This window comes from uncultured Gimesia sp., from assembly GCF_963976445.1.
Lineage (GTDB): Bacteria > Planctomycetota > Planctomycetia > Planctomycetales > Planctomycetaceae > Gimesia.
In genome coordinates, this window is record NZ_CAXBKP010000018.1 from 112,208 (window position 1) to 133,808 (window position 21,601).

General features: G+C 52.2%; 12 protein-coding genes and 1 pseudogene. 9 read left to right on the forward strand and 4 right to left on the reverse strand.

From position 1 onward, the window contains the following. Nucleotides 1-5: 5 nt before the first annotated feature. Entirely contained in the window at nucleotides 6-1,436 is a 1,431-nt protein-coding gene (locus AAC022_RS18800) for an MFS transporter (protein ID WP_339733517.1), read from the reverse strand. A gap of 519 nt (nucleotides 1,437-1,955) precedes the next feature. Here AAC022_RS18800 and AAC022_RS18805 point away from each other — a divergent pair. Both AAC022_RS18805 and AAC022_RS18810 read left to right on the forward strand, forming a co-directional pair. Then, nucleotides 1,956-2,144, forward strand: coding sequence for a hypothetical protein (locus tag AAC022_RS18805; protein ID WP_339733518.1), 189 nt, complete (start codon nucleotides 1,956-1,958; stop codon nucleotides 2,142-2,144). Between the two features lie 48 nt (nucleotides 2,145-2,192). Beyond that, a pseudogene (locus AAC022_RS18810) lies at nucleotides 2,193-3,352 on the forward strand (anion transporter). A gap of 46 nt (nucleotides 3,353-3,398) precedes the next feature. Here the strand turns inward: AAC022_RS18810 and cls are convergent. Then, nucleotides 3,399-4,841: a cardiolipin synthase gene (gene cls, locus AAC022_RS18815; RefSeq protein ID WP_339733519.1), complete on the reverse strand. Its 1,443-nt coding sequence runs from the start codon at nucleotides 4,839-4,841 to the stop codon at nucleotides 3,399-3,401. Nucleotides 4,842-5,096: 255 nt separating this feature from the next. Between cls and AAC022_RS18820 the strand changes: the two genes are divergently transcribed. The 6 genes from AAC022_RS18820 to AAC022_RS18845 all read left to right on the forward strand — a co-directional run bounded on the left by AAC022_RS18820 (nucleotide 5,097) and on the right by AAC022_RS18845 (nucleotide 16,385). Continuing rightward, nucleotides 5,097-5,840 carry a ZIP family metal transporter gene (locus AAC022_RS18820; protein WP_339733520.1) on the forward strand — a complete coding sequence of 248 codons (744 nt, stop codon included), beginning with the start codon at nucleotides 5,097-5,099 and terminating at the stop codon, nucleotides 5,838-5,840. A 164-nt stretch (nucleotides 5,841-6,004) separates the two neighbouring features. Continuing rightward, on the forward strand, nucleotides 6,005-7,129 hold the full coding sequence (locus tag AAC022_RS18825) for an efflux RND transporter periplasmic adaptor subunit (protein ID WP_339733521.1): 1,125 nt from the start codon (nucleotides 6,005-6,007) through the stop codon (nucleotides 7,127-7,129). Further along, a complete protein-coding gene (locus tag AAC022_RS18830; protein WP_339733522.1) occupies nucleotides 7,119-10,463 on the forward strand; it encodes an efflux RND transporter permease subunit in 3,345 nt (1,114 codons plus the stop codon). The genes AAC022_RS18825 and AAC022_RS18830 overlap by 11 nt, the downstream gene beginning before the upstream one ends. 107 nt (nucleotides 10,464-10,570) lie before the next feature. Further along, nucleotides 10,571-11,947: an FAD-dependent oxidoreductase gene (locus AAC022_RS18835; protein ID WP_339733523.1), complete on the forward strand. Its 1,377-nt coding sequence runs from the start codon at nucleotides 10,571-10,573 to the stop codon at nucleotides 11,945-11,947. Between the two features lie 290 nt (nucleotides 11,948-12,237). Beyond that, nucleotides 12,238-14,871, forward strand: coding sequence for a DUF1553 domain-containing protein (locus AAC022_RS18840; RefSeq protein WP_339733525.1), 2,634 nt, complete (start codon nucleotides 12,238-12,240; stop codon nucleotides 14,869-14,871). Between the two features lie 35 nt (nucleotides 14,872-14,906). Further along, nucleotides 14,907-16,385: a DUF1501 domain-containing protein gene (locus tag AAC022_RS18845; RefSeq protein ID WP_339733526.1), complete on the forward strand. Its 1,479-nt coding sequence runs from the start codon at nucleotides 14,907-14,909 to the stop codon at nucleotides 16,383-16,385. Nucleotides 16,386-16,439: 54 nt separating this feature from the next. Here the strand turns inward: AAC022_RS18845 and AAC022_RS18850 are convergent, their stop codons facing one another. Together AAC022_RS18850 and AAC022_RS18855 are read right to left on the reverse strand one after the other, a co-directional pair. Beyond that, complete coding sequence (locus AAC022_RS18850; RefSeq protein WP_339733527.1) at nucleotides 16,440-17,594, reverse strand: hypothetical protein; 1,155 nt, start codon at nucleotides 17,592-17,594, stop codon at nucleotides 16,440-16,442. Nucleotides 17,595-18,098: 504 nt separating this feature from the next. Beyond that, nucleotides 18,099-18,278, reverse strand: a complete 180-nt coding sequence (locus AAC022_RS18855) for a hypothetical protein (RefSeq protein ID WP_339733529.1) — start codon at nucleotides 18,276-18,278, stop codon at nucleotides 18,099-18,101. Between the two features lie 248 nt (nucleotides 18,279-18,526). Between AAC022_RS18855 and AAC022_RS18860 the strand changes: the two genes are divergently transcribed. Next, nucleotides 18,527-21,595, forward strand: a complete 3,069-nt coding sequence (locus tag AAC022_RS18860; protein WP_339733530.1) for a PSD1 and planctomycete cytochrome C domain-containing protein — start codon at nucleotides 18,527-18,529, stop codon at nucleotides 21,593-21,595. The last annotated feature ends 6 nt before the right edge of the window (nucleotides 21,596-21,601 follow it).

Consider the following 21,601-nt stretch of genomic DNA (forward strand, 5'->3'; position numbering starts at 1 on the left):
CTCTTTTATTTGCGTTTATTTTTGGCGGAACTTGCGCGGCGTTTACGATTTCGTTTCGCTTTGAGTTCGCGATCAGGATCTTCGTCAGAGCGAAATGAGCGGTAGAGTCCTACCGGAAACCGGAGAATGCGAAAGGGGGTCACTCCCACCATTTGGACTACCACCTGGGCAGTCCAGTGAGATTCGGGTTCGCGAATGGTACGAGCAAACACCGCAGCGACCAGCCGCATGATCAAGCTGGCTGCAAATATAATATGGAAATTGTTAAAGTCCATTCCAGCGAATGACATGGTCCACCCGGACGTGATTAACAGAAAACCGCCGGTGGCAATTGATGTAAGACCTCCCACCATACCTGCAACGGCTGTGCCAGCGGCGATAAACATCGTCCGGTTTTCAGCTGGCGAATTCTTGAGCATAAACCCATTATTGGCAATGGCAATGCCTGCATTGAGCAGGGAATCAAGAATGAAGATGGGGACCATGATCCAGAATGCCATGGTGGGGTCGCGAGGCAGCAATAACAGGCCCAGCATGTTCGTCGACTTGAACGCCATGCACAGAATCAGCATCGGCCGATTTCCAAAATGCTCTGCCATGTGCCCCAGTCGTTTGGACAAAATTGCGCCGCCAATCCAGGAGCAGGTCCACAATAAAAGCAGGCGAAAGACGTCCATGCCGATATAATCAAGCAGATAATAGCTAATGAACGGAGCGCCGATCATGGCTGCAAAATGCCAGAAGCAAGTGAAAGAAATAAACGAGCGAAAGTTCTTATCGTAGAACGGGGTTAACAGCACATCCTTCAGTTTGGGGTCTTTCATTTTGGTGACAAGCGGTTCGTCCACTTTGAGAAAGATAAGAATGTCAACGAGCCCAAATACACCCCCTACACAGACAAGGACTGCGAATCCCTGCTGGATATTCATGCCGCTTTCCGCCAGAAAAATGGCGCCGGCTAACAGCGACAGGGCGCCGCTCCAGTACATCCATAACTGGCGAATTCCCCAGTAGCGGTTCAGACCCTGGTGCGGGAGGTAATCGCCCATCCACGACAACCATAAAGGCGTGGTAAAATGAATCAGAGCGTGATTAATGGCCGTCAGGATGATCAGACCCCAAAGTAAGCTCTGATTGGAAAGATCAGGAAATAGCCAGGGGCCCGCCGCAATGGGAATCAGCATCAGTCTCTGTACGATACAGAAAGAAAACCAGACCCAGCGGCGATGTTGCAGATGATTGGCGAGTACCGCAGCCACAAACTGCATGAAGAGCATTAACGTAGGTAAAGCGCCAAGAATACCGATGTGCAAGCCTGTGGCACCGAGGGAACGCGCGAATTCAATCGTCGCGGGTGACATCGTCAACTGCGTGTAAATCATCGCGAGGCAACCAGCCACAATAATGGCCCGTTGCGCCGTTTTTAGAGACCACACGAAACATCTATCCTTGAAAATCTGGGTTTAGGTTGGGATACACATTCCAATTGTACTCACGACGAAAGCCTGCGTTATTTTATCCAGCAGGGTTGTGGTAGCTTGGAATGCTGTCGATTCAGGAAAAATGGGGACGCAATTTTTACGGCACACTTGTAATATCTGACCCTTGAGGCAGGCGGACAGGCTGCGAATCATAGCAACTGCGATACAGGCATGCGACTGCGAAAACCGGAAGCTTCTCAATATTTTATATAGTGTGAAGAAAATTATGTCGTGACACAGCCATCGATCAATGAGAGAAGATTAACTTGACGTCTGTCGTTCAGTTTTCCTATGATTCGCCCTCTCTTACACACTCGTTACCCAGGATGGGGAAGCTGGAGCAGCAGCAGAGGGCTGTCGGTCTGATCTTTTCAGGTGTGTTTTCTATCCTGATCCTGAAGGAGGAAATCAGCGATCAGTGATGCTCCAGGCAACTCGAGTCAATCCGGCCTAAGTGGTGGGACGAACACGCGTTTGAACTGGCTCAACTTTTTTGCCGCTGATGTGGGCGATGGCGTTGGTCCTTTTATCGCGACATTTCTCATCGGTACGGCTCATTGGAATGAAGCATCGATTGGCGTGTTCCTGCTAGCTTCATTTATGCCCGAGACGCATCCCGAAAAAGTAAAACTATTGAAATTAGCTGTAGACAGGGCCGACTAGGAAATGAGCACCTTTGTTATTGTTGTCTATATCGTCGTCTATCTGAGTATGCTGCTGGGCGGGATTCCAGGGTTAAGGGTAGATCGGACCGGCGCAGCTTTACTGGGAGCCATCCTCCTGCTCGCTGGCGGTAGTATCAGTGAGCAGCACGCGCTGAATTCGATTGATGTTCCCACGCTGGCGCTGCTGTTCGGGCTGATGGTGGTCTCGGCTCAGTTTCAACTAGGCGGGTTTTATACTCTGGTCACGCACCGGGTGGTGATGTTTGATATGGCGCCCGCGACTCTGCTGGGAGTCGTGATTGCGGTGACTGCGGTATTAAGTGCTGTGTTAACGAACGATGTGGTCTGTCTTGCTGTGGTGCCGTTACTCTCTCGAATGTGTTTTAGCAAACAGTTGAACCCGGTTCCCTATCTGCTTGCGCGTCGAATATCGGTAGTGCGATGACACTGATCGGGAATCCTCAGAATATTCTGATCGGCGAATCTTTGAAACTGTCGTTTAACAGCTATTTCCTGATTGCGGTGCCTCCCTGTCTGCTGGGATTGCTGATTGTCTGGGCGGTGATCAAATACCTGTATCAGGACCAATGGCATTTTGAGTCTACACAGACACTTGACGAAACAGAGACACATTTTGATCGCTGGCAGACGGCCAAGGGAGTGCTGATACTGACTGCGTTGATTGGGTGTTTTGTCTTTGCGCCCTGGCCGCGCGAGCTGCTGGCGTTAGGGGCGGCGGGGATCCTGTTGATGAGTCGGAAGTTTTATACCCGTAAAGTGATGGGGCTGGTGGATTGGCCGTTGCTGGTGCTGTTTATCAGCCTGTTTATCGTGAATGAGTCGTTTCAGCTGACCGGAGGGATGCAGTGGCTGGTATCTCAGACCGAGGCCAGAGGGATCTCGCTGGAGCAGCCGGCGCCGTTATTCATGGCGACTGCGATTCTGAGTAATCTGGTTTCGAACGTGCCCGCGATCATGTTGCTACTACCGATCTCGTCGGGAGCAGAAGCGGGGCCTTTGCTGGCGTTGAGCAGTACTCTGGCAGGGAACCTGATTATTGTCGGCAGTGTGGCGAATATCATTGTTGTGGAAGCGGCACGACAGGACGGCATTGAGATCAGTTTCAAGACTCACGCGCGGGTTGGAATTCCGATAGCGATTCTGACGTTGTTACTGGCTGCCGGCTGGCTCTGGCTGATGATGTAGCCGGTTCGTAGGACGGTTCAGAGAAACGCGTGTCCGTACTTAGATCTCACAACACTGGGCCCAGCATAGCGACGGTGTTGTTCCATAGTCTGTGGGTGATCGACCAGTTTGCCACAGCGTCTGCTGTGATTTCGACGGATTTCTCGATGTACTCCTGCTGTCGCTCTCGAACCGCTGCGGTCAGTGTGGGATCATAAAACAGGATGTTGTTTTCGTAATTGAGATCGAAGCTGCGTCGGTCGATGTTGGCAGAACCGATCAGGGTGACATCACCGTCCAAAGTCAGTGATTTGGTGTGTAACAGGCCGCCCGTGTACTCGTAGATTTTGACACCGGCAGTCAGTAACTCCTTGTAATAACTGCGACTCGCAGCCGCGACAACCCGGGAATCATTTCTCGCGGGAAAGATGATGGTGGTATCAACGCCCCGATACGCGGTTGCGCAAAGTGCGTCCTGCATCGATTCGTTGGGGACGTAATAAGGGGTTGTGATGACCAGTTCACGGCGGGCAGTGTGCATCAGGGATTCGAATACTTCCGGCATGGCAGAATACCGCACGGTCGGTCCTGTGCCGATGACTTGCGCGGGAATGCCCGGCTGGTGTGGGTGGACTGGCGAACGTAGCAGGTCGGTCAGATCTTCGTTGACATAAGTCATCCAGTCGCTGGCGAACAGGTATTGATTCTGGAGTGCGACTGGTCCTTGAAATCGGATGACGGCATCGACCCAGGGGGCATATTTCGGCTTAACGCGAAATTCCGGATCAGCGCAGTTCTGACTGCCACAGTAGGTGATGTTTCCGTCAATCACGACGATTTTGCGGTGATTGCGAAGGTCAATTCGACCGACGAGCGGACGCAATAGAATATTCCCGATCGGCAAGGCGATGGCAACATGCACTCCCGCTTCACGCATCTCATTCCAATAGGGAGACTTGATCATCAGCCGGGAACCGAGTCCATCGGCCATCGCACGGCACTTCACCCCACGTGCTGCGGCCCGCTTGAGCGCCTCAACAATTTTGCAGCCGTTATTGTCTGACAGCCAGATATAAAACAGCAGATGGACATGATTCTGGGCGGCGTCGATATCTGCCACCATAGAATCAATCGTCGCATTTGAATCAGGCATCAGGCTGGCCGTGTTCCCTTCCGCAGGAGCAAAGCTGCTAATGGATTGGCCGACGCGGAACAGATGCTCGTAACGTTCTGGTATATCCGATTCACAGCGTAATTCGTCTGCGGGACTATTGGTAACCAGTGGTGGCAGGCTCTCGATGACCTGACTCATACGAGCGATGCGGCGGCGGCCGATGTTTACTTCACCAAAGAGAATATAGGCCAGGATACCAACCACTGGCAGTGTAGCGATGACAACAATCCAGGCCAGTCGTGAGGTCGGATCTCGATGCGGCCTGAGAATGACGCGCAGGATGACCAGAGTCTCGACCAGGAAGTGAATCACCACCAATATGGTGGTTACGTCCATATGTCATTCCTTAATCTACGCGAATGAGCCACTTATGTTGCTGATTCCGGAAAAGTGAAGCAAAGTAGGTTTGATGCAACTTGATTTGCGACAACTTACACCATTGCAGGCACTAGTTCAAGACTTCAAGTGCGGCACGGTCCTTGATCGTATGAATGCTGATTGCGAATCGGGGGCAAAACAGGATACAATCAGAAACTCATTGTTAACTATTTTGAAAACGATCTCTTTTTTTACTCTCACTGGCGCGTGGATATGCTGATCTGGATTATTGTTTCCGGTTTTGCAATGAGTTTGATTGCTCTCGTCGGAAGTTTGACCCTCGTTCTGAAGCAGTCAACCTTGGACAAGCTCCTGCTTCCCCTCGTGGCATTTGCTGCAGGTTCTTTACTCGGCGGCGCCCTGTTTCATATGATTCCTGCCGCAGTTCATGCGATGGGCAACGAAATCTCGGTTTATCTCTGGATTGTCGCCGGGTTTCTGATATTTCTCGCGCTCGAGCAATTTCTCAACTGGCACCACAGTCATCAGACAGACGCCGATCAGAGAGAGCCGCTGACGTATTTGATTCTGATTGCCGATGCGCTGCACAATTTTATCGGCGGATTGTTTGTCGCCGCCAGTTTTATGATCGATTATCGCTTGGGGATTTCCGCATGGCTGGCGGCAGCGGCGCATGAAGTGCCCCAGGAGTTGGGCGACTTCGCCGTCTTATTGCACGGTGGTTGGTCGAAGTCCGGGGCGCTTCTTTACAATTTTTTTTCCGGACTCACATTTCTTGTTGGTGGATTGGTCGTCTACGGGATATCGGACACGGTGAATGTTGACTTTCTGATTCCGTTTGCAGCGGGGAATTTCTTGTATATTGGTGCCGCCGATTTGATTCCCGAAATTAAAAAAAGCAGCGATGTTCGAGAGAATATTGCTACTTTTGTCGCATTTATTTGTGGATTAGCTGTTCTGCTCGCCATGCGAATTTGTTTTCCACCCGGGCATTGATATTTGATTTCAGTTAATAACAAACATGTGCCACGAACGGCGCCAGGAAAGCAGTCTTGTATTACAGATTACAAAGTGTTAAAATGTCGTGATGTTACGACATGTCTGGTAGGCAGAAAAATTATAGACCGTTGAATCGATGGTATTATGTTAAGGGGATCGAGATGAAACTATCGTTCGCTCACAAAGGTTTGATCATCTTCTTCCGCAGTTTAATGGTGATCGTTGGTTTTGCCGTGCTGGTGCTTTCGATTGCCTGGCTTTCGGGGATGTTTGAGCCGAAGGTGGAGTCTGACTGGCAGGAACGAGGTGTGCGGCGGCATACGATAGAACCGACAAGCGAGGTGCATGAGCTGACGAAGCCTTATGTCGAGGAAGCGATCGGAACGCTGAAAGCATCGAGCCGCACGATTGTGGCGTCCAAGGTTCTGGCGACGATTGAAAAGATTAATGTGAAAGCAGGGGACCAGGTTACCAAAGGACAGACGTTGATCGAGCTGGATGCCAAAGAGTATCAATCCCGCCTGAACCAGGCAAAACAATCGCTGGCTGCCGCTGCCGCGACTCGTGACGAAGCGGAAAAAGATTTTCAGCGTGTCGAAACGCTTCTGAAAAAGAACGTGGTCACGAAGTCTGACTTTGATCGTGCGAAGCGGCAGCTGGATGTGGCTAAAGCGGAAGAGTCACGCGCCAAACAAGCGGTCACGGAAGCGGAAATATTATTATCCTATACCATAATCAAGACAGCAAAGAGCGGGCGGATTGTGGACCGCTTAGCCGAACCGGGAGACATTGCTAATCCGGGTACACCGCTGCTGGTGTTGTATGACGCGACTTCACTCCGCCTGGAAGCGCCGGTTATGGAACAGCTGGCCGTCAAACTGCGGCTGGGGGATGAACTCAAGGTGTATGTCGATGCATTGGAGCGTGAGTTCGAGGCGACAATCGACGAAATTGTGCCCCAGGCCGATGCGCACAGTCGCTCGTTCCTGGTCAAAGCGAGTTTGCCCCGTTCGGAAGATTTGTATGAAGGAATGTTCGGTCGACTTCGAATTTCCGCCGGAAGTCGCAAGCATCTTTGCCTGGACATGGATGCGGTCGAACGCATCGGCCAACTGGAATTTGTGAATGTGGTTCGTCCTGATGGGACTTTGGAACGACGCTTTATCAAAACCGGGCAAGTCGGCATCCCCGGTCGCCAGGAGGTCTTGAGTGGCCTTCAGGCGGGAGAGCAGGTGATTCTGAAACCGAATTCTCCAGCGAAGGAGCGCAGCACCGATGACAAATAAGCTGGATGACCTTTCCGATGAAAACCCTGGTTTCCTGACGCGCGTGGTCGAAGTCTTTCTGCGAGGCGACGTGGCGATTCTGCTGATCATTGTCTCTCTGATGCTGGGCGCTGTGGCTTTGTGGCTGACGCCTCGCGAGGAAGAGCCGCAGATCGTGGTGCCGATGGCGGATGTGTTTGTGAATGTACCGGGTTTGTCTGCCCGCGAAGTGGAAACCAAGGTCACGGATCGACTGGAGAAGTTGCTGTACCAGATTGATGGTGTGGAATACGTCTATTCGATGTCCAAGCCGGGGCAATGCGTCGTCACGGTGCGGTTTTATGTGGGCGAAGATCGGGAAGACTCGCTGGTCAAACTATATAACAAGATTAATTCTTCCACGGATCAGATTCCGCCGGGAGTCGCCTCGTGGGTGGTGAAGCCCATTGAAGTAGATGATGTCCCGATTGTGATCGCAACCCTCTGGAGTGAACACCCTGAAATTCACAGTGACCACGAATTACGTCGGATTGCGGAGGAAGTCCAGCTTGAACTTCAGGCGATTCCTAATACGAACCGCGTGGAAGTGGTCGGCGGTCGTCCGCGACGCATTCGTGTGGAGCTGGATGCACAGCGACTGGCGGCTCACAAAACGTCTCCCTTGCAGATTCGCAATGCTCTTCAGGTCAGTAATGTGATGATCCGGGCGGGAGAATTTGATCAACAGGACCAGCAGTTCGTTGTGGAATCAGGCACGTTTATCAAGGATGTGTCCGATCTGGAAAATATCGTGGTGAATGTTTCGGAAGACCGTCCGGTTTACCTCAAAAATGTAGCCACCGTGGTGGATGGTCCCGCCGAAGTCGAAGGTTATAGCTGGATCAGTTTCGGTGCCGCGGATACATCGCACGCCAGTGAAGACCAGTTGTATCCCGCCGTTCATCTTTCCGTCGCCAAACGGAAGGGGACCAACGCGGTCTGGGTGGCTGAAGCGGTTGAAACGCGACTGCAAGAATTATCAAAGACCCATTTGCCTGACGGCGTTGATTATCGCATCACGCGCGATTATGGCGAGACTGCCAACGAAAAGGTGAACGAACTTGTTGAAGGTCTGGTCGTTGCGGTGCTTACCGTGATTGCTTTGATTGGGTTTGTGATCGGCTGGCGGGCGGCGTTGGTGATCGCGCTGGCGATTCCCGTCTGTTACAGCCTGACGTTGTTTGTCAATCTGACTGCGGGTTACACAATCAACCGCGTGACCATGTTTGCGCTGATTCTAGCGTTAGGACTGCTGGTTGATGATCCGATTACGGATGTCGAAAATATTGCTCGTTACTTCTCGATGCGCATTTTTCCGCCGCGAAAATCTGTTTTGCGTGCGATACAGGAAGTGCGTCCCGCGTTAATTTTGTCCACATTGGCCATCATCGTTAGCTTTCTACCCTTGGCATTTATCACCGGCATGATGGGCCCCTATATGGCGCCGATGGCGTTGAATGTCCCTCTGACTGTTACGTTTTCAACACTTGTCGCGTTTATGATCACGCCCTGGCTGGCGATGGTTTCTCTCAGGCGGCTTGCTCAATCAGACGATTCGAATGAAAGTTCTTACGACCTGACGAGACAGCCGTTGTATCGACTGTCGCGTGCTATTCTTGGACCCATTCTGTCCCGGCGGATCTATGGCTGGGGAGTCTTATTCGGAATAGTGTTGCTGCTTGTGGGAGCGATGACGCTGCCGGTAATGCGGCTGGTTCCCGTCAAGATGCTGCCTTATGACAACAAAAATGAATTTCAGGTCGTACTGGATATGCCGGAAGGGACTTCGCTCGAACGGACGGCCGCCGCAGCGACACAGATCGGCGCGTATTTAAGTGGTGTCTCCGAAGTGCGAGATTATGAGCTCTACGTCGGGCAGGCTTCGCCGATGGACTTTAACGGGATGGTGCGGCATTACTTTTTGCGAAATGCTTCTCATCTGGCCGACATCCGTGTGAATCTGATTGGGAAAGATCATCGCATTGCACAGTCTCATGAAATCATATTACGGCTTCGGGAACCATTAACGGAATTAGCCAATTCACTGGGAGCAAAATTGAAGCTGGTGGAAGTGCCGCCGGGGCCCCCGGTTCTATCGACCATTACGGCTGAAGTTTTCGGGCCTCCAGGAAAGACGTACGCGGATCTGATCGATGTCGCTCGCCGTGTTGAAACTCGTCTGGCTGATGAATGGGGTGTGGTGGACGTCGATGTGAGTGCCGAGGATGATCAAATACGCTGGGTGTTTGAAGTCGATAAACCCAAGGCGGCGCTGTCGGGAATCTCGACGGAAGCGGTTGCCGAAACAATTCGCATCGCTTTAAACGGAGATAAGTCAACGGTGCTGCATTTGCCTCATGAGGTGGAGCCGTTGTGGATCGAACTCAAGTTGCCTCGTTCCAACCGGTCTGCGATTGACGACTTGGAAGAGCTCTATGTGCAGGGAACCGGCGGTCAGGTCGTGCAACTGGGGGCGCTCGGCAAATTCGAAAAAACGCTCGAAGACAAAACCATCTATCATAAAAATCTGAAACGCGTCGTTTATGTGTATGCGGAGGTCGCAGGGCGGCCGCCGGCAGATGCGATTATGGATTTGGGAGCGGATCAGGAAACCGGTACCACTCAGAGCGAAGCAGCGGTCCGACCTGTGGAAGACCGTACATGGTTGTCACCCGGTGGAGGGGTTGGCTGGTCCATCCCTGCAGGCTATTCCGTGAACTGGGCGGGAGAAGGGGAGTGGAAGATTACCTTAGATGTCTTTCGCGATTTGGGATTCGCGTTCGCGGCCGCCTTACTGAGTATCTTTGTTATTTTGATGTTTCAGACCGGCTCGCGTACGTTGCCGGTATTGATCATGCTGGCCATTCCTTTAACGCTGATCGGGATCTTGCCCGGTTTCTGGTTGCTCAATGTCATCATGGATGTTCCGGTAGGAGGACATCCCAATCCGGTCTTCTTCACGGCAACCGCCATGATTGGCATGATTGCGCTGGCGGGAATCGTCGTACGGAATTCGGTCGTACTGATTGATTTTATTCATCTGGCGCGTGAAGAAGGGTTTCCGCTCCAGGAAGCAGTCATTCGATCGGTTGCCGTTCGCACGCGACCGATTTTACTGACGGCGGGAACCACGCTGTTGGCGAACTGGGTGATCACGCTTGACCCCGTCTTTTCCGGATTGGCCTGGGCGATCATTTTCGGGATACTGACATCAACAATGTTCACGTTGATTGTGATCCCGGTGACCTATTGGTTGCTATACCAGCGCGAAGAAACGGAGAAAGCACAGCCGGCATCAGAAACCGTTGCCCAATAAGTGCATTCAACAGTACCCTTTCAGCGCGGCGTTGCGACTCTGAATGACTATTGCTATTTTCTAAAGTAATAGTATAGATCTCACTTACTTTAGAGGAATCGGTTCTTATGTCGGACGTGCCCGAAACAATCAGTCACACGTGGGAGATTCCGTTACGTGCCACCGTAGATGTTGCTGTCATTGGTGGTGGCTCCGCCGGGGTGGCTGCTGCTGCTGCGGCAGCACGGAATGGTGCTTCGACTGTGCTCGTCGAGCGCTATGGATTTCTCGGCGGGACTTCGACGGCTGGGATGGTCGGTCCTTTTATGACATCCTATACCCCGGACGGCAAACGACAACTTGTGGCCGGGCTCTTTCAGGAAGTCATTGACCGCATGGTGAAGATGGGAGGAGCCGTTGATCCTTCCACGACCGAAGCGGGATCTGCCTGGGCATCGTTCATTGAACTGGGCCATGCCAACGTGACGCCGTTTCATGTCGAAGCATTGAAGATGGCGACGCTGGAAATGGTCTGTGATGCGGGTGCGCAAATTCGCTTTCATACGTCGTTTGTCGATGTCGTGATGGAAGGGGAACGCATTACTGATATTATCATGCTGGATAAAGCCGGTCTCGGTTTGCTGCGTCCCAAAGTCGTGATTGATACTTCTGGCGATGGCGATATCGCCGCGAAAGCAGGGGCGCCATTTGAAGTAGGCCGACGTGAAGACGGTAAGATGATGCCGGTCACGTTGTTTCTAACGATTGGCAATGTGGATGATGATCGCGTGATTTCCTGGATGCGGGAACATGAAACGCTGCATCCCGGCGAGCGACTGTTTGAGTGCATTGTGAAGGAAGCCAGGGAGCGCGGCGAATGGACTTTGGAGCGGGAGTTTCTGAATATTTATCGCGAACCAACGCCCGGTCAATGGCGGGTGAATTCCACGCGCGTGCAGAATGTGGATGGCACCAACCCCGATGATCTGTCGCGTGCGGAAATTGAGAGCCGACGTCAGGCGTGGGAGTTGATTCGGTTTTTCCGTTCGCACTGTCCCGGTCTGGAGAATGCGCAGTTGATCGCGACGGGGGCTCAGGTTGGCATACGCGAAACGCGGCATATTTTGGGAGATTATGTGCTCAACGGACAGGATGTGCTCGAAGGACACAAGTTCGAGGATTCGATCGCCCAGTGTTCGTATCCCATTGACATTCATGATCCGCAGGGACCGCGGGGCCGATTAGAGGGGATTCATGCCGACCACTATGAGATTCCGTATCGCTGTCTCGTGCCGCGGCAGGTTAATAACTTGCTGGTGGCTGGCCGCCCAATCTCGGCAGACCATGAAGGAGCCGCTTCGGCCCGCGTGATTCCGCCCTGTTACGCGACCGGTGAGGCAGCGGGAACTGCGGCGAGTCTGTCGATTCAGCAAGGTGTGACTCCGCGCGAAGTGGATATTGAGGTGCTGCGTTCCACACTGCGTGAACAAGGTGCCATTGTTTAAGGATTCAAGTGGGCCTGTCAGTATCGCTGCTATTGAATCCGTTCTTGATCTCATCGCACGATCTGCAGTTTTCTCTGGCATTTTCCTGAAAATTTGATATGCTATTGTCTTGATGCGTGTGTCCTGTTGAGGACAGATGTTTCAACGGGATGCCTCGTTCTCCTACCTGTATTCTCGCCCGCGATGCGAGCGTTTTGCTTGCAATGCCGAATTCAATAACCCTGATTTCACTGCGTTTTTGTTGTCTCTTTTTTTAAACTGCAATGACGTAGAACTCCGATGGTTAAAATATGAACGGATTGAACAGACGAGTTGTTAGTGTGCTACTCCTGGTGCTGAGTTGTGGGATCTGCACTCCCGCCTCGGCGAATCCTGCGAACCGCCGTGCGTTTGCCCGCTACTTCGGCAATTATCTTTCCAAGGACATGAATTCGTGCAGCGTCTGTCACGTTGCCGCGCATGCCGAGGGGGCAGAGTCGCTGGATGACTTTCCGCACAATCCGTTTGGAACACAGTTGCGGCTCGAAGGGGAAAAACTGAGTGAAGAGAATCGCGATCCCGAGATCGCACTGCGATTGAAATTACTCGCCGAGAAAGATGCAGACGGCGATGGTTTTTCAAATCTACAGGAAATTCTGGTCGGGACGGCTCCTGGTGACAAAACCAAATTCCCTGATGCGGCTGCGGTTCAAAAACTGAAGACGTTGACCGCCGAGTTTCACGAGTATCGAAATCGCTATGCCTGGAAACCGTTCCAGTCGGTGAAGCGACCTGAAGTGCCACTATTGAAAGAGGCAGGCTGGGCACGGAACCCCATCGATCATTTCATTGCCGCCGGTCACGAAAAGAAGGGTTTGAAACGAGTCGGTGAAGCGGCACCGACAATTTTGCTAAGACGCGTTTATCTGGATTTGATCGGATTAAATCCGACACCACAGGAAATTCGGGAGTTTCTAGAAGTAAGCAAAACGAATCCGCGGGCCTATGAAGAGGTCGTAGATCGGTTGTTGCAGCATCCTGCCTACGGCGAACGCTGGGGACGACACTGGATGGACGTCTGGCGATACAGTGACTGGGCCGGTTATAAGGATGCGCTGCGTGTGAGCCAGCGGCATATTTGGCATTGGCGAGACTGGATTATCGAATCGTTGAACGCTGACAAAGGCTACGATCAGATGGTCGTCGAAATGCTCGCTGCGGACGAATTGAAACCCGATGACTGGGATACCCTGCGTGCGACCGGTTTTCTGGCGCGTAATTTTCATGCCGTGCGGAACCAGTGGATGGACGATGTCGTCAAACATACGTCGCAGGCCTTTCTGGGAATTACCGTGGGTTGTGCGAAATGCCACGATCATATGTACGATCCCATTCTACAAGACGAGTACTTTAGTCTGCGTGCTGTTTTTGAAAACTATCACGTTCGCACCGATCGTGTCGCAGGAGTGCTTGACACGTCCAAGAATGGGATTCCGCGAGCCTATGATAAATCGATGACCGCCAAAACCTGGTTCTTCGAAAAAGGGGATGAGCGGCGGCCGCTGAAAGACAAAAGTATTCCTCCCGGCGTACCGAAGTTTCTGGGGGGGACTTATGAAGTGCAACCGGTTTCACTGCCACTGGTGGCGAGTCAGCCGGCGCAGCGGGACTTTGTGAAACAGGACTTCATCGCCCAGATGCGTGGTGCGATGGCGCAGGCAAAACAACCCGAACAACGTCTGGCTGCAGAAAGTGCCTTAGCGGTATTGGAAGCACAGTTTGCGATCGAAGAAATCGAAGCCGCGGGGAAGAAGAAGTCAGATGGGTGGCAGACCGCTGCGAAAAACCTGGTGAAGTTACAGCGACAGGCGGCTCTCGAAGATGCGAAATGGAAACTGATGTCTGCGGTTGAGAAACAGGCGCAGGCGAAAAAAACGCTGGCTAAGGCCGAAAAGAACAAGAAAAAATCAGCCATCACCAAAGCCAAACAACAATTAAAGAAAGCCGATCAACAACACAAGGCAGCGGAAACAAGCCTGAAGAAAGCCGAAGAAGCGTCTCAGGCAAAGGTAACTGCGAAGTACACGCCTCGCAAACAACCGACTTATCCGAAACAGAGTTCGGGGCGTCGTCTGGCATTTGCCCGTTGGCTGACGGAGAAGAACAACCCGTTGACCGCGCGTGTGGCGATGAACCACATCTGGTTGCGGCACTTCGGTCAGCCGATTGTACCGACGGTAAATGAGTTTGGCGGCAATGGTCGGGAACCGATGCACCCGGCGTTGTTGGACTGGCTTGCTGCCGAATTGATGCAACGCGACTGGAGCATGAAAGAGATGCACCGGTTGATCGTTACCAGTGCGACGTACCGGATGGCGGGGACCGGTTCCAAAGAGAATTCTCAGATTGACCCGGATAATCTGTATCTCTGGAAAAAGTCGGCCCGCCGCATGGAAGGCGAGATCGTCCGCGATAACCTGCTGTCCATTCCGGGACGACTCGATGCGCAAGTGGGTGGCCCGGATATCAGTAACGAACAGGCACAGGATTCACTCCGTAAGAGTATTTATCTGAGGCACGCACACGAAAAACTGGTCGAGTTCGTTCAAATCTTTGATGGCCCCAGCGTCTCGGAGTGTTACATGCGTGACACGAGTGTCCAGCCGCATCAGGCATTGGCGCTGGCGAACAGTAAGTTATCGTTTCTGGCCAGTGAGGCGCTGGCTGCGAAAATTGAACAACAAACGACGGGCGATGTGAGTGCCTTCATTGAAGAAGCGTTTCTATCGATTTTGTCCCGTCTGCCAAATAAGGAAGAGCAGAAGCTGTGTCGTGAATTTCTGTTTGATGGGACGGAGGGGGGCAAAGGAACGCCGCCTCAAGATCAGTATCAGAAGTTGATATCCGTGCTGTTCAACCATAATGATTTCGTCACGATCCGCTAACGATTAGACGTTTTTTCCATAAGAAAGAGATTGATATGTCATCACCTCAGATGAACCGCCGCACGTTTTTGGGTGATACCGGTATGGGTATGACCGGAATGGCGTTGACATCGCTACTGTTTCAGAATGGGGAACTGCAAGCGACAGAATCGGGATCAGGCCGTCATCTGGCGCCGCGTGCGAAATCGGTGATCTGGATTTTTCTGATTGGCGGTTTGAGCCATCTGGAAAGCTTTGATCCCAAGCCGGCGCTGAATAAATACGCGGGCAAGTCGATTGATGAAACACCGTTCGGAGATGCGGTCCTCAATAAAGACAAGATCAACAAAGTGCTGCTTGATCCCTCCAAGCAAAAGCGGAAGATTTATAAATCGCTGATGCCTCTGCAAACCGGGTTTAAGTCTTACGGCGAGAGTGGTCTGGAGATCAGCGACTGGTTCCCGCACATGGGTTCTTGTGCCGATGATCTGACACTGGTTCGTTCGATGTGGACGATCGATAACAATCATGGTGCCCAGTTGACTTACCACACTGGCCGGAAAATTACCGAGGGAGCGTTTCCCACGGTTGGGTCGTGGGTCAGTTATGGACTGGGTACCGGCAATCAAAATCTGCCGCATTATGTGGTATTGGGAAATCCCAGCGCCGATTGCTGTGGTGCTGCCTGGACGCACGGCTCTGCTTATTTAGGGCCTGCACATGCTGGCGTGCGGATGAAAGTTGACGCGAAGCAACCGCTGTCCTTCGTGCGCTCGGCTGATGAAAAAATGACTCCTTCCGAACAACAGAAAATGTTTGGCCTATTGGGGAAATTGAATCGGCAAACCGGGATTCAATACCCGGACGATCAATATCTGCAGGCACGGATCAAATCGTATGAGCTCGCGTTTCAGATGCAATCCACGGTTCCGGAAGTCATGCAGTTTCAGGAAGAAACTCAGTCTGTGCAAAACCTCTACGGCTTGAATGATAAAGTCACGAAAGACTTTGGTGAGAAGTGTCTGGCCGCACGGCGTTTGACGGAACAGGGCGTGCGATTTATTCAATTGTTCCATGGTTACCGGGGTAATGCCGGGGCCTGGGATTCGCATCGCGATATCAAGCGGCTGCATTCCAATCTTGCCGCTCAGGTTGATCAACCAATCGCCGGGCTCATCAAAGACATGAAGCTGCGTGGTTTGCTGGATGAGACAATGGTGGTGATCGGATCGGAATTTGGACGAACTCCTGGGGCCGAGCACCGCGAAGGAAACAGTACCGTGCAGGGGTCGGGACGCGATCATCATCCGCACGGTTTCAGTGTTGCGATGGCGGGGGGTGGCATCAAAGGAGGCCACATTCACGGTGCCACCGATGAGCTTGGATTCCATGCTGTCGAGGATCGGCACTATGTGACAGACCTGCATGCAACCGTATTGCATCAGATGGGACTCGATACGACGCAGTTAAACTATCCCGGCAGACAGCGACTGGAACGGGATTACGGCGAAGTGATTCACGATATTCTGAGCTAGTGCTTTGTCAAGCTAGGAATAGAGGGTTGGGGGTGTTGTTTACGTGCCCTGCTTTTAAAACAGCAGTGTGGGCCTGAAGATCAGGACCAGTCCCAGCACGAGAATGACTAAGCCGCTGATGAGCTTGAGATACCGTCCTTCGCGTTCCTGTAGTTTGTGACGTCCGAGTGTGACCACAACGATTGTGACCATGATCGTGTCATCCAGCATGTAGGCCAGGATATAGAGTCCCAGGTAGGAGTACGATTTCCAGGCAGGGTAGTTTTGCATGGTGAGTACCTGCGTATATAAAGCCGGCAGCCCGGCAGTGCAGAGTAGCTCGATGATATTCACCAGCACGGCAAGAATGGCTGCTCCGAGAATCGCTCCTGTCAGATTCTCAGCCGTCACGATTCTGCGTACTCTGGCGTAGATTCCGGGCTTGGCCCACTCGGGAATCGAAAGTGAGAATCCTTTTTTGAACGCAAAGAAGTCCTTGACATGAATCGTACCTATCAAGACCGCGAAGATTCCCAGGGTCAGTTGAACTTTGGGAAGGTATCCGACGAGTAAAAATACATTGAGCCAGGCCGCCATAAACGCAAAATAAGCCAAACCGCTGATGATGATAAACGTGCCAGCCACGGCCAAAATTTTAGCACGGCTGCGAAGATTCACTAACACCGACAGCAGAAACAGCAAGACCCACATCGCACATGGATTAAAACCATCCACCAACCCAATTAAAAAAGTAAAAGCCGGCATCCCTAACCGGCTTCGGCTCAGTTCCCCCAATACAGGAACAGAGATGGTGTCTCCCTCCTCTTTCACAGGAGGGGGCCGTTTTTCGCCAGCATCCACCGGCGGCTGATCAAAAGGGAGCGGTGGCGGACTGGAATCACCGCCCGGGATCGGCGGCAGTGCATTATCAGAGGGGATGGCTGGCGGGAGCGGATCTAAAGTTTCATCGTTTGCGAAACTAGCTGTCTGATTCGCAAGAAGCATGCTGGCTGTTTGAGTGATGCCGCGTGCGTCTAAACTCGTGCTTAACACGAGATGTTGAATTTGAAATGGAATTGGTCTTATCGACAGCGTGGATACGTTGAAGACCTCAGGTGAATTCAACGTCGGCGGTAAGTTAGATTTGTCAGAGCTGCTGGAACTCTGGTTTTCGTCTGCCGGCTTTGTTTTCGGTTTCGCTTTCGGGCAGGGTTTCGTCCAGAACTGCATTGTCTCTTCCAGCTTCTGGCCCGTGGATTGTTCACTGATCCAGCCGATGAACAACTTGTTGCAGAGATGAAAGACAGGGACACTGACGGCTTGCTTTCCGTAACGTTGTGAGAGTGTCTGAACTGTTTCCAGGGCACTCGCATCACTGACGATATCATGTAGTTTAAATTGAAAGACGGGATAACGCCGTTTGAGTTCGGGCAGGAATTGCTTGGCGGCATCGCATTTTGCACAGCCGGGTCTGGTATAGACCGCGACGGTTAGCAGAGACTGCAGTCGTTCGTCAGTCGTTTCATCGGGTTTGAGTTCCCGCAGCAGGTAATTGCACCCATAGAGTGCCGGGGTCTTGGCTGTTTCCAGATGGAAATAGCGTAAAATCTGCTGGAAGCGTTCGGCAAACTTTTCTGATTCATCGAGATTGTGAATATAAAGTTTAATGTGTCCATTTTTTTCGGCGAACGCTTTGACTCGTTTGATGACCTGCGTGTTCTCTTCACTGTCATTTCAGATAAACAGTTCCAGAGCCGCACAACGCGATTCCTCTGCGCTGTTCTCGGTTTTTGCTTCCTGTGCAAAGGCAGGGCGGGCATTCGTTAAGAGGGGCAGCAATACCAGACTGAGTAAAACGAGTCTCAGTAGATGATAATGTGATTTGGCGAATTCGATTGTTAACGCGTTTCGCATGATCCTCTGGTTTCCACAAATTGTTCTAGCTCTTTCAGTGATCGCTTTATTATTCACTTTGGTTCCAGTGTGGTCTATACTCAATGGTGAAAATATTAGACCTTACTGCTGGTTCCAGTGGGAAAATCAGTCTTGTATCCTATGAAATGGTGCAGTGCGTATTTACACTAGAGTAGCCGACCGTTGATTCTATTCTGTGTCGGGTTAAGTTGCTTTGATGATTTTCTGTGAGTTGGAGTATGCGTGATATGAGACTCAATTTAGCTGTCGCAATTTGTCTCTGTTTCTGGGCTACCGGTGTCTTTGGCGATGCTCCCGTTGAGTTCAATCGCGACATACGTCCGATTTTGTCGGACAAGTGTTTTGCCTGCCATGGACCTGACGAAAAGACACGCGAAGCCGATCTAAGGCTGGATGACCGTGCGTCAGCACTGGCAGATCTGGATGGCCATCGTGCGATAATCGAAGGCAAGGCGGAAGAGAGTGAGTTGATTCGGCGGATCATTTCCACCGATGAGAGTGAACTGATGCCGCCCGCCGATCATGACAAGCCGCTGACAAAAGCCGAGATTGACTTGCTGCGAAAATGGATCAATCAGGGCGCACAATACCAGCAGCACTGGTCTTTGACGCCTCTGGTTCGTCCCGGTATTCCTGCAAAGAAAGCCGCGAAAGCAGTGAATCCCATCGATGTATTTATCCAGCGCAAGCTGAAACTGGAAGGTTTCGCGCCGAGTGCGACTGCCGATCCGCGTACGCTGGTTCGACGCTTGTCCTTTGATCTGACTGGTCTGCCTCCAGACCCAGCGGTGGTTGCCGCGTTTTCAGCAGATCCGAGTCCGGAAGCATATGCTCGGCTCGTTGATCAGTTGTTGAGTTCTCCCCATTACGGCGAACGGATGACGATGTACTGGCTGGATCTGGTTCGCTATGCAGACACGCTGGGTTATCACGGCGATCAAGTACAGAGTGTCTCGCCTTACCGGGATTATGTGATCAACGCGTTCAACAGCAATAAACCATTTGATGAATTTACGACCGAGCAACTAGCCGGTGATCTACTGCCCGATGCGACGCTCTCACAGAAAGTCGCTTCCACTTATAACCGATTGAATCGGGCTTCGGCAGAAGGGGGCGTTCAGCCCAAAGAGTATCTGGCGAAGTATTCTGCGGACCGGGTGCGAACCACGGGCGCCGTCTGGCTCGGTTCTACAATTGGCTGTGCGGAGTGTCACGACCATAAATTTGACCCGTTTACCACGAAAGACTTTTATCGCTTCGCTGCATTTTTTGCAGACATTAAAGAGCAAGGGATCGTGAGTGGTGCGAACCACGTCGCAAAACTGCCGGTGCCGTCCGAAGCAGAGTCGCAGCGTTTAAAGGAACTCAGTGTCGCACTGCAGCAGGCAGAAACTGAGTTTGCCAGGACGACTCCTGAATTGCAGGCGGATCGAAGCCGGTGGGAGCAGGAAGTCAAGAATGGAACCGATCGCTGGACAGTCTGGAAGCCAAAGCAGGTCCGGTCTGAAGGGGGCGCGAAACTGAAAGTGCTGGATGATGGTTCGGTGCTGGCGAGCGGAAAGAACCCTGCGCACGATGTGTATGTTCTCGATTTTAGTGACAGCGAACTTCCAGCAGACAAGCCGTTTGCACTGCGTTTAGAGTTACTGCCCGATAAATCTCTGCCTCGACAAGGTCCGGGACGTGCCGGGAATGGGAATCTGGTTCTGAACGGGGTGGAGATGACGGTCAATCAATCGCCGGTTCAATGGCAGAAAGCAACCGCCTCGCATTCTCAAGCAAGCCATTCTCCCGAATATGTCATCAATGGGCATAAGCATGGTTGGGCGATTCTTCCGCAAATCGGAAAACGCCAGCAACTGCTTCTGGCAGGGCAGGTGACAAAGCCGAAAAAGGATACTACAGCGAACAAACAGGACAATCAGGGCGCCTGTGAGATGCGTCTGGTTCAGAACTATGTCAACCAACATAACCTCGGTCGTTTTCGAATTTCGTTTTCGACGGACATCGATATCAGCAAACCGGGAGTTTCTGCTTCCGAACAGCTTCAGGAACTCGTCAAACTTCCCGTAGAAAAACGCTCTACTGAGCAGCAGCAACAGATTGACGCCGCGTTTCGGGAGGCGACTCCTTTACTGAGTAAAGCACGCGCGCAGCTGGCCCAATTACGAACAGAGAACGATCAACTGCAGAAACGCATCGTCACCACATTAGCGACGTCGACGACGAAGCCGCGCACGATGCGGGTGCTGCCACGCGGGAATTGGATGGACGACTCCGGCGACATTGTCGAACCGGGAGTGCCTCATTTTCTGTCTCAAATCAAATCACCAGAGAATGCACGTGCGACGCGATTGGATCTGGCACGCTGGCTGACTTCTCGTGACAACCCATTGGTCGCACGCACGTTTGTGAATCGGTTGTGGATGCTGTTATATGGTCAAGGTCTGGCCCGTTCGGTGGATGATCTTGGTTCACAGGGAGAAATGCCCACGCACCCCGAATTGCTCGACTGGCTGGCCAGTGAGTTCGTTGAAAGCGGCTGGGATATCAAACACATGATACAGCTGATGGTCTCATCGCACGCCTATCAGCAATCTTCAGCGCTGCCTGCAGTGCTTCGTGAACGCGATCCCTATAACCGGCTTTATGCACGGCAGTCGCGTTGGCGGCTGGAAGCGGAAATGATTCGTGATAACGCGCTCTCTTTAAGTGGGCTGTTGAATCCGAAAATTGGGGGCGTGAGTGTCAAACCGTATCAGCCCGCGGGCTACTGGGCGCAGTTGAATTTTCCGAAACGGACTTATCAGCAGGATAATGGTTCGCAGCAGTATCGACGTGGTTTGTACACACACTGGCAGCGAACTTTTTTGCATCCTAGTTTGCTGGCGTTCGACGCTCCGGCGAGAGAAGAATGTACGGCGCAGCGTCCGCGGTCGAATACGCCGCTCCAGTCGCTGGTATTGTTGAACGATCCGACGTTTGTCGAATCGGCTCGTGTGCTGGCGACGCGTGTGCTGCAGGAAAGTCAGCAGACTGAGTTTGAAGCACGATTGAACTGGTTCACGCAGCACACATTAATGCGTGCGCCACGTGACGATGAAAAAACCTTATTGAAGTCTCTGTATGAAGAAGATTTGAAAGTCTACCGCAAACAGCAGGCAGATGCGGAACGTGTTCTGTCAGTCGGACTGGCCAAGCCGTCGCCCGGCGAACTCGATCCTGCAGAGCTGGCAGCATGGACCAGCGTGGCACGGGCAGTTCTGAACTTGCATGAAACGATCACACGATATTAAGGCGCT

Bases quoted from the DNA above. Each gene is read 5' to 3' on its own strand.
- cls (WP_339733519.1), bottom strand. From the start codon at position 4,841: ATGGACGTAACCACCATATTGGTGGTGATTCACTTCCTGGTCGAGACT.
- AAC022_RS18820 (WP_339733520.1), top strand. From the start codon at position 5,097: ATGCTGATCTGGATTATTGTTTCCGGTTTTGCAATGAGTTTGATTGCT.
- AAC022_RS18825 (WP_339733521.1), top strand. From the start codon at position 6,005: ATGAAACTATCGTTCGCTCACAAAGGTTTGATCATCTTCTTCCGCAGT.
- AAC022_RS18830 (WP_339733522.1), top strand. From the start codon at position 7,119: ATGACAAATAAGCTGGATGACCTTTCCGATGAAAACCCTGGTTTCCTG.
- AAC022_RS18835 (WP_339733523.1), top strand. From the start codon at position 10,571: ATGTCGGACGTGCCCGAAACAATCAGTCACACGTGGGAGATTCCGTTA.
- AAC022_RS18840 (WP_339733525.1), top strand. From the start codon at position 12,238: ATGAACGGATTGAACAGACGAGTTGTTAGTGTGCTACTCCTGGTGCTG.
- AAC022_RS18845 (WP_339733526.1), top strand. From the start codon at position 14,907: ATGTCATCACCTCAGATGAACCGCCGCACGTTTTTGGGTGATACCGGT.
- AAC022_RS18850 (WP_339733527.1), bottom strand. From the start codon at position 17,594: ATGCAGTTCTGGACGAAACCCTGCCCGAAAGCGAAACCGAAAACAAAG.
- AAC022_RS18855 (WP_339733529.1), bottom strand. From the start codon at position 18,278: ATGCGAAACGCGTTAACAATCGAATTCGCCAAATCACATTATCATCTA.
- AAC022_RS18860 (WP_339733530.1), top strand. From the start codon at position 18,527: ATGAGACTCAATTTAGCTGTCGCAATTTGTCTCTGTTTCTGGGCTACC.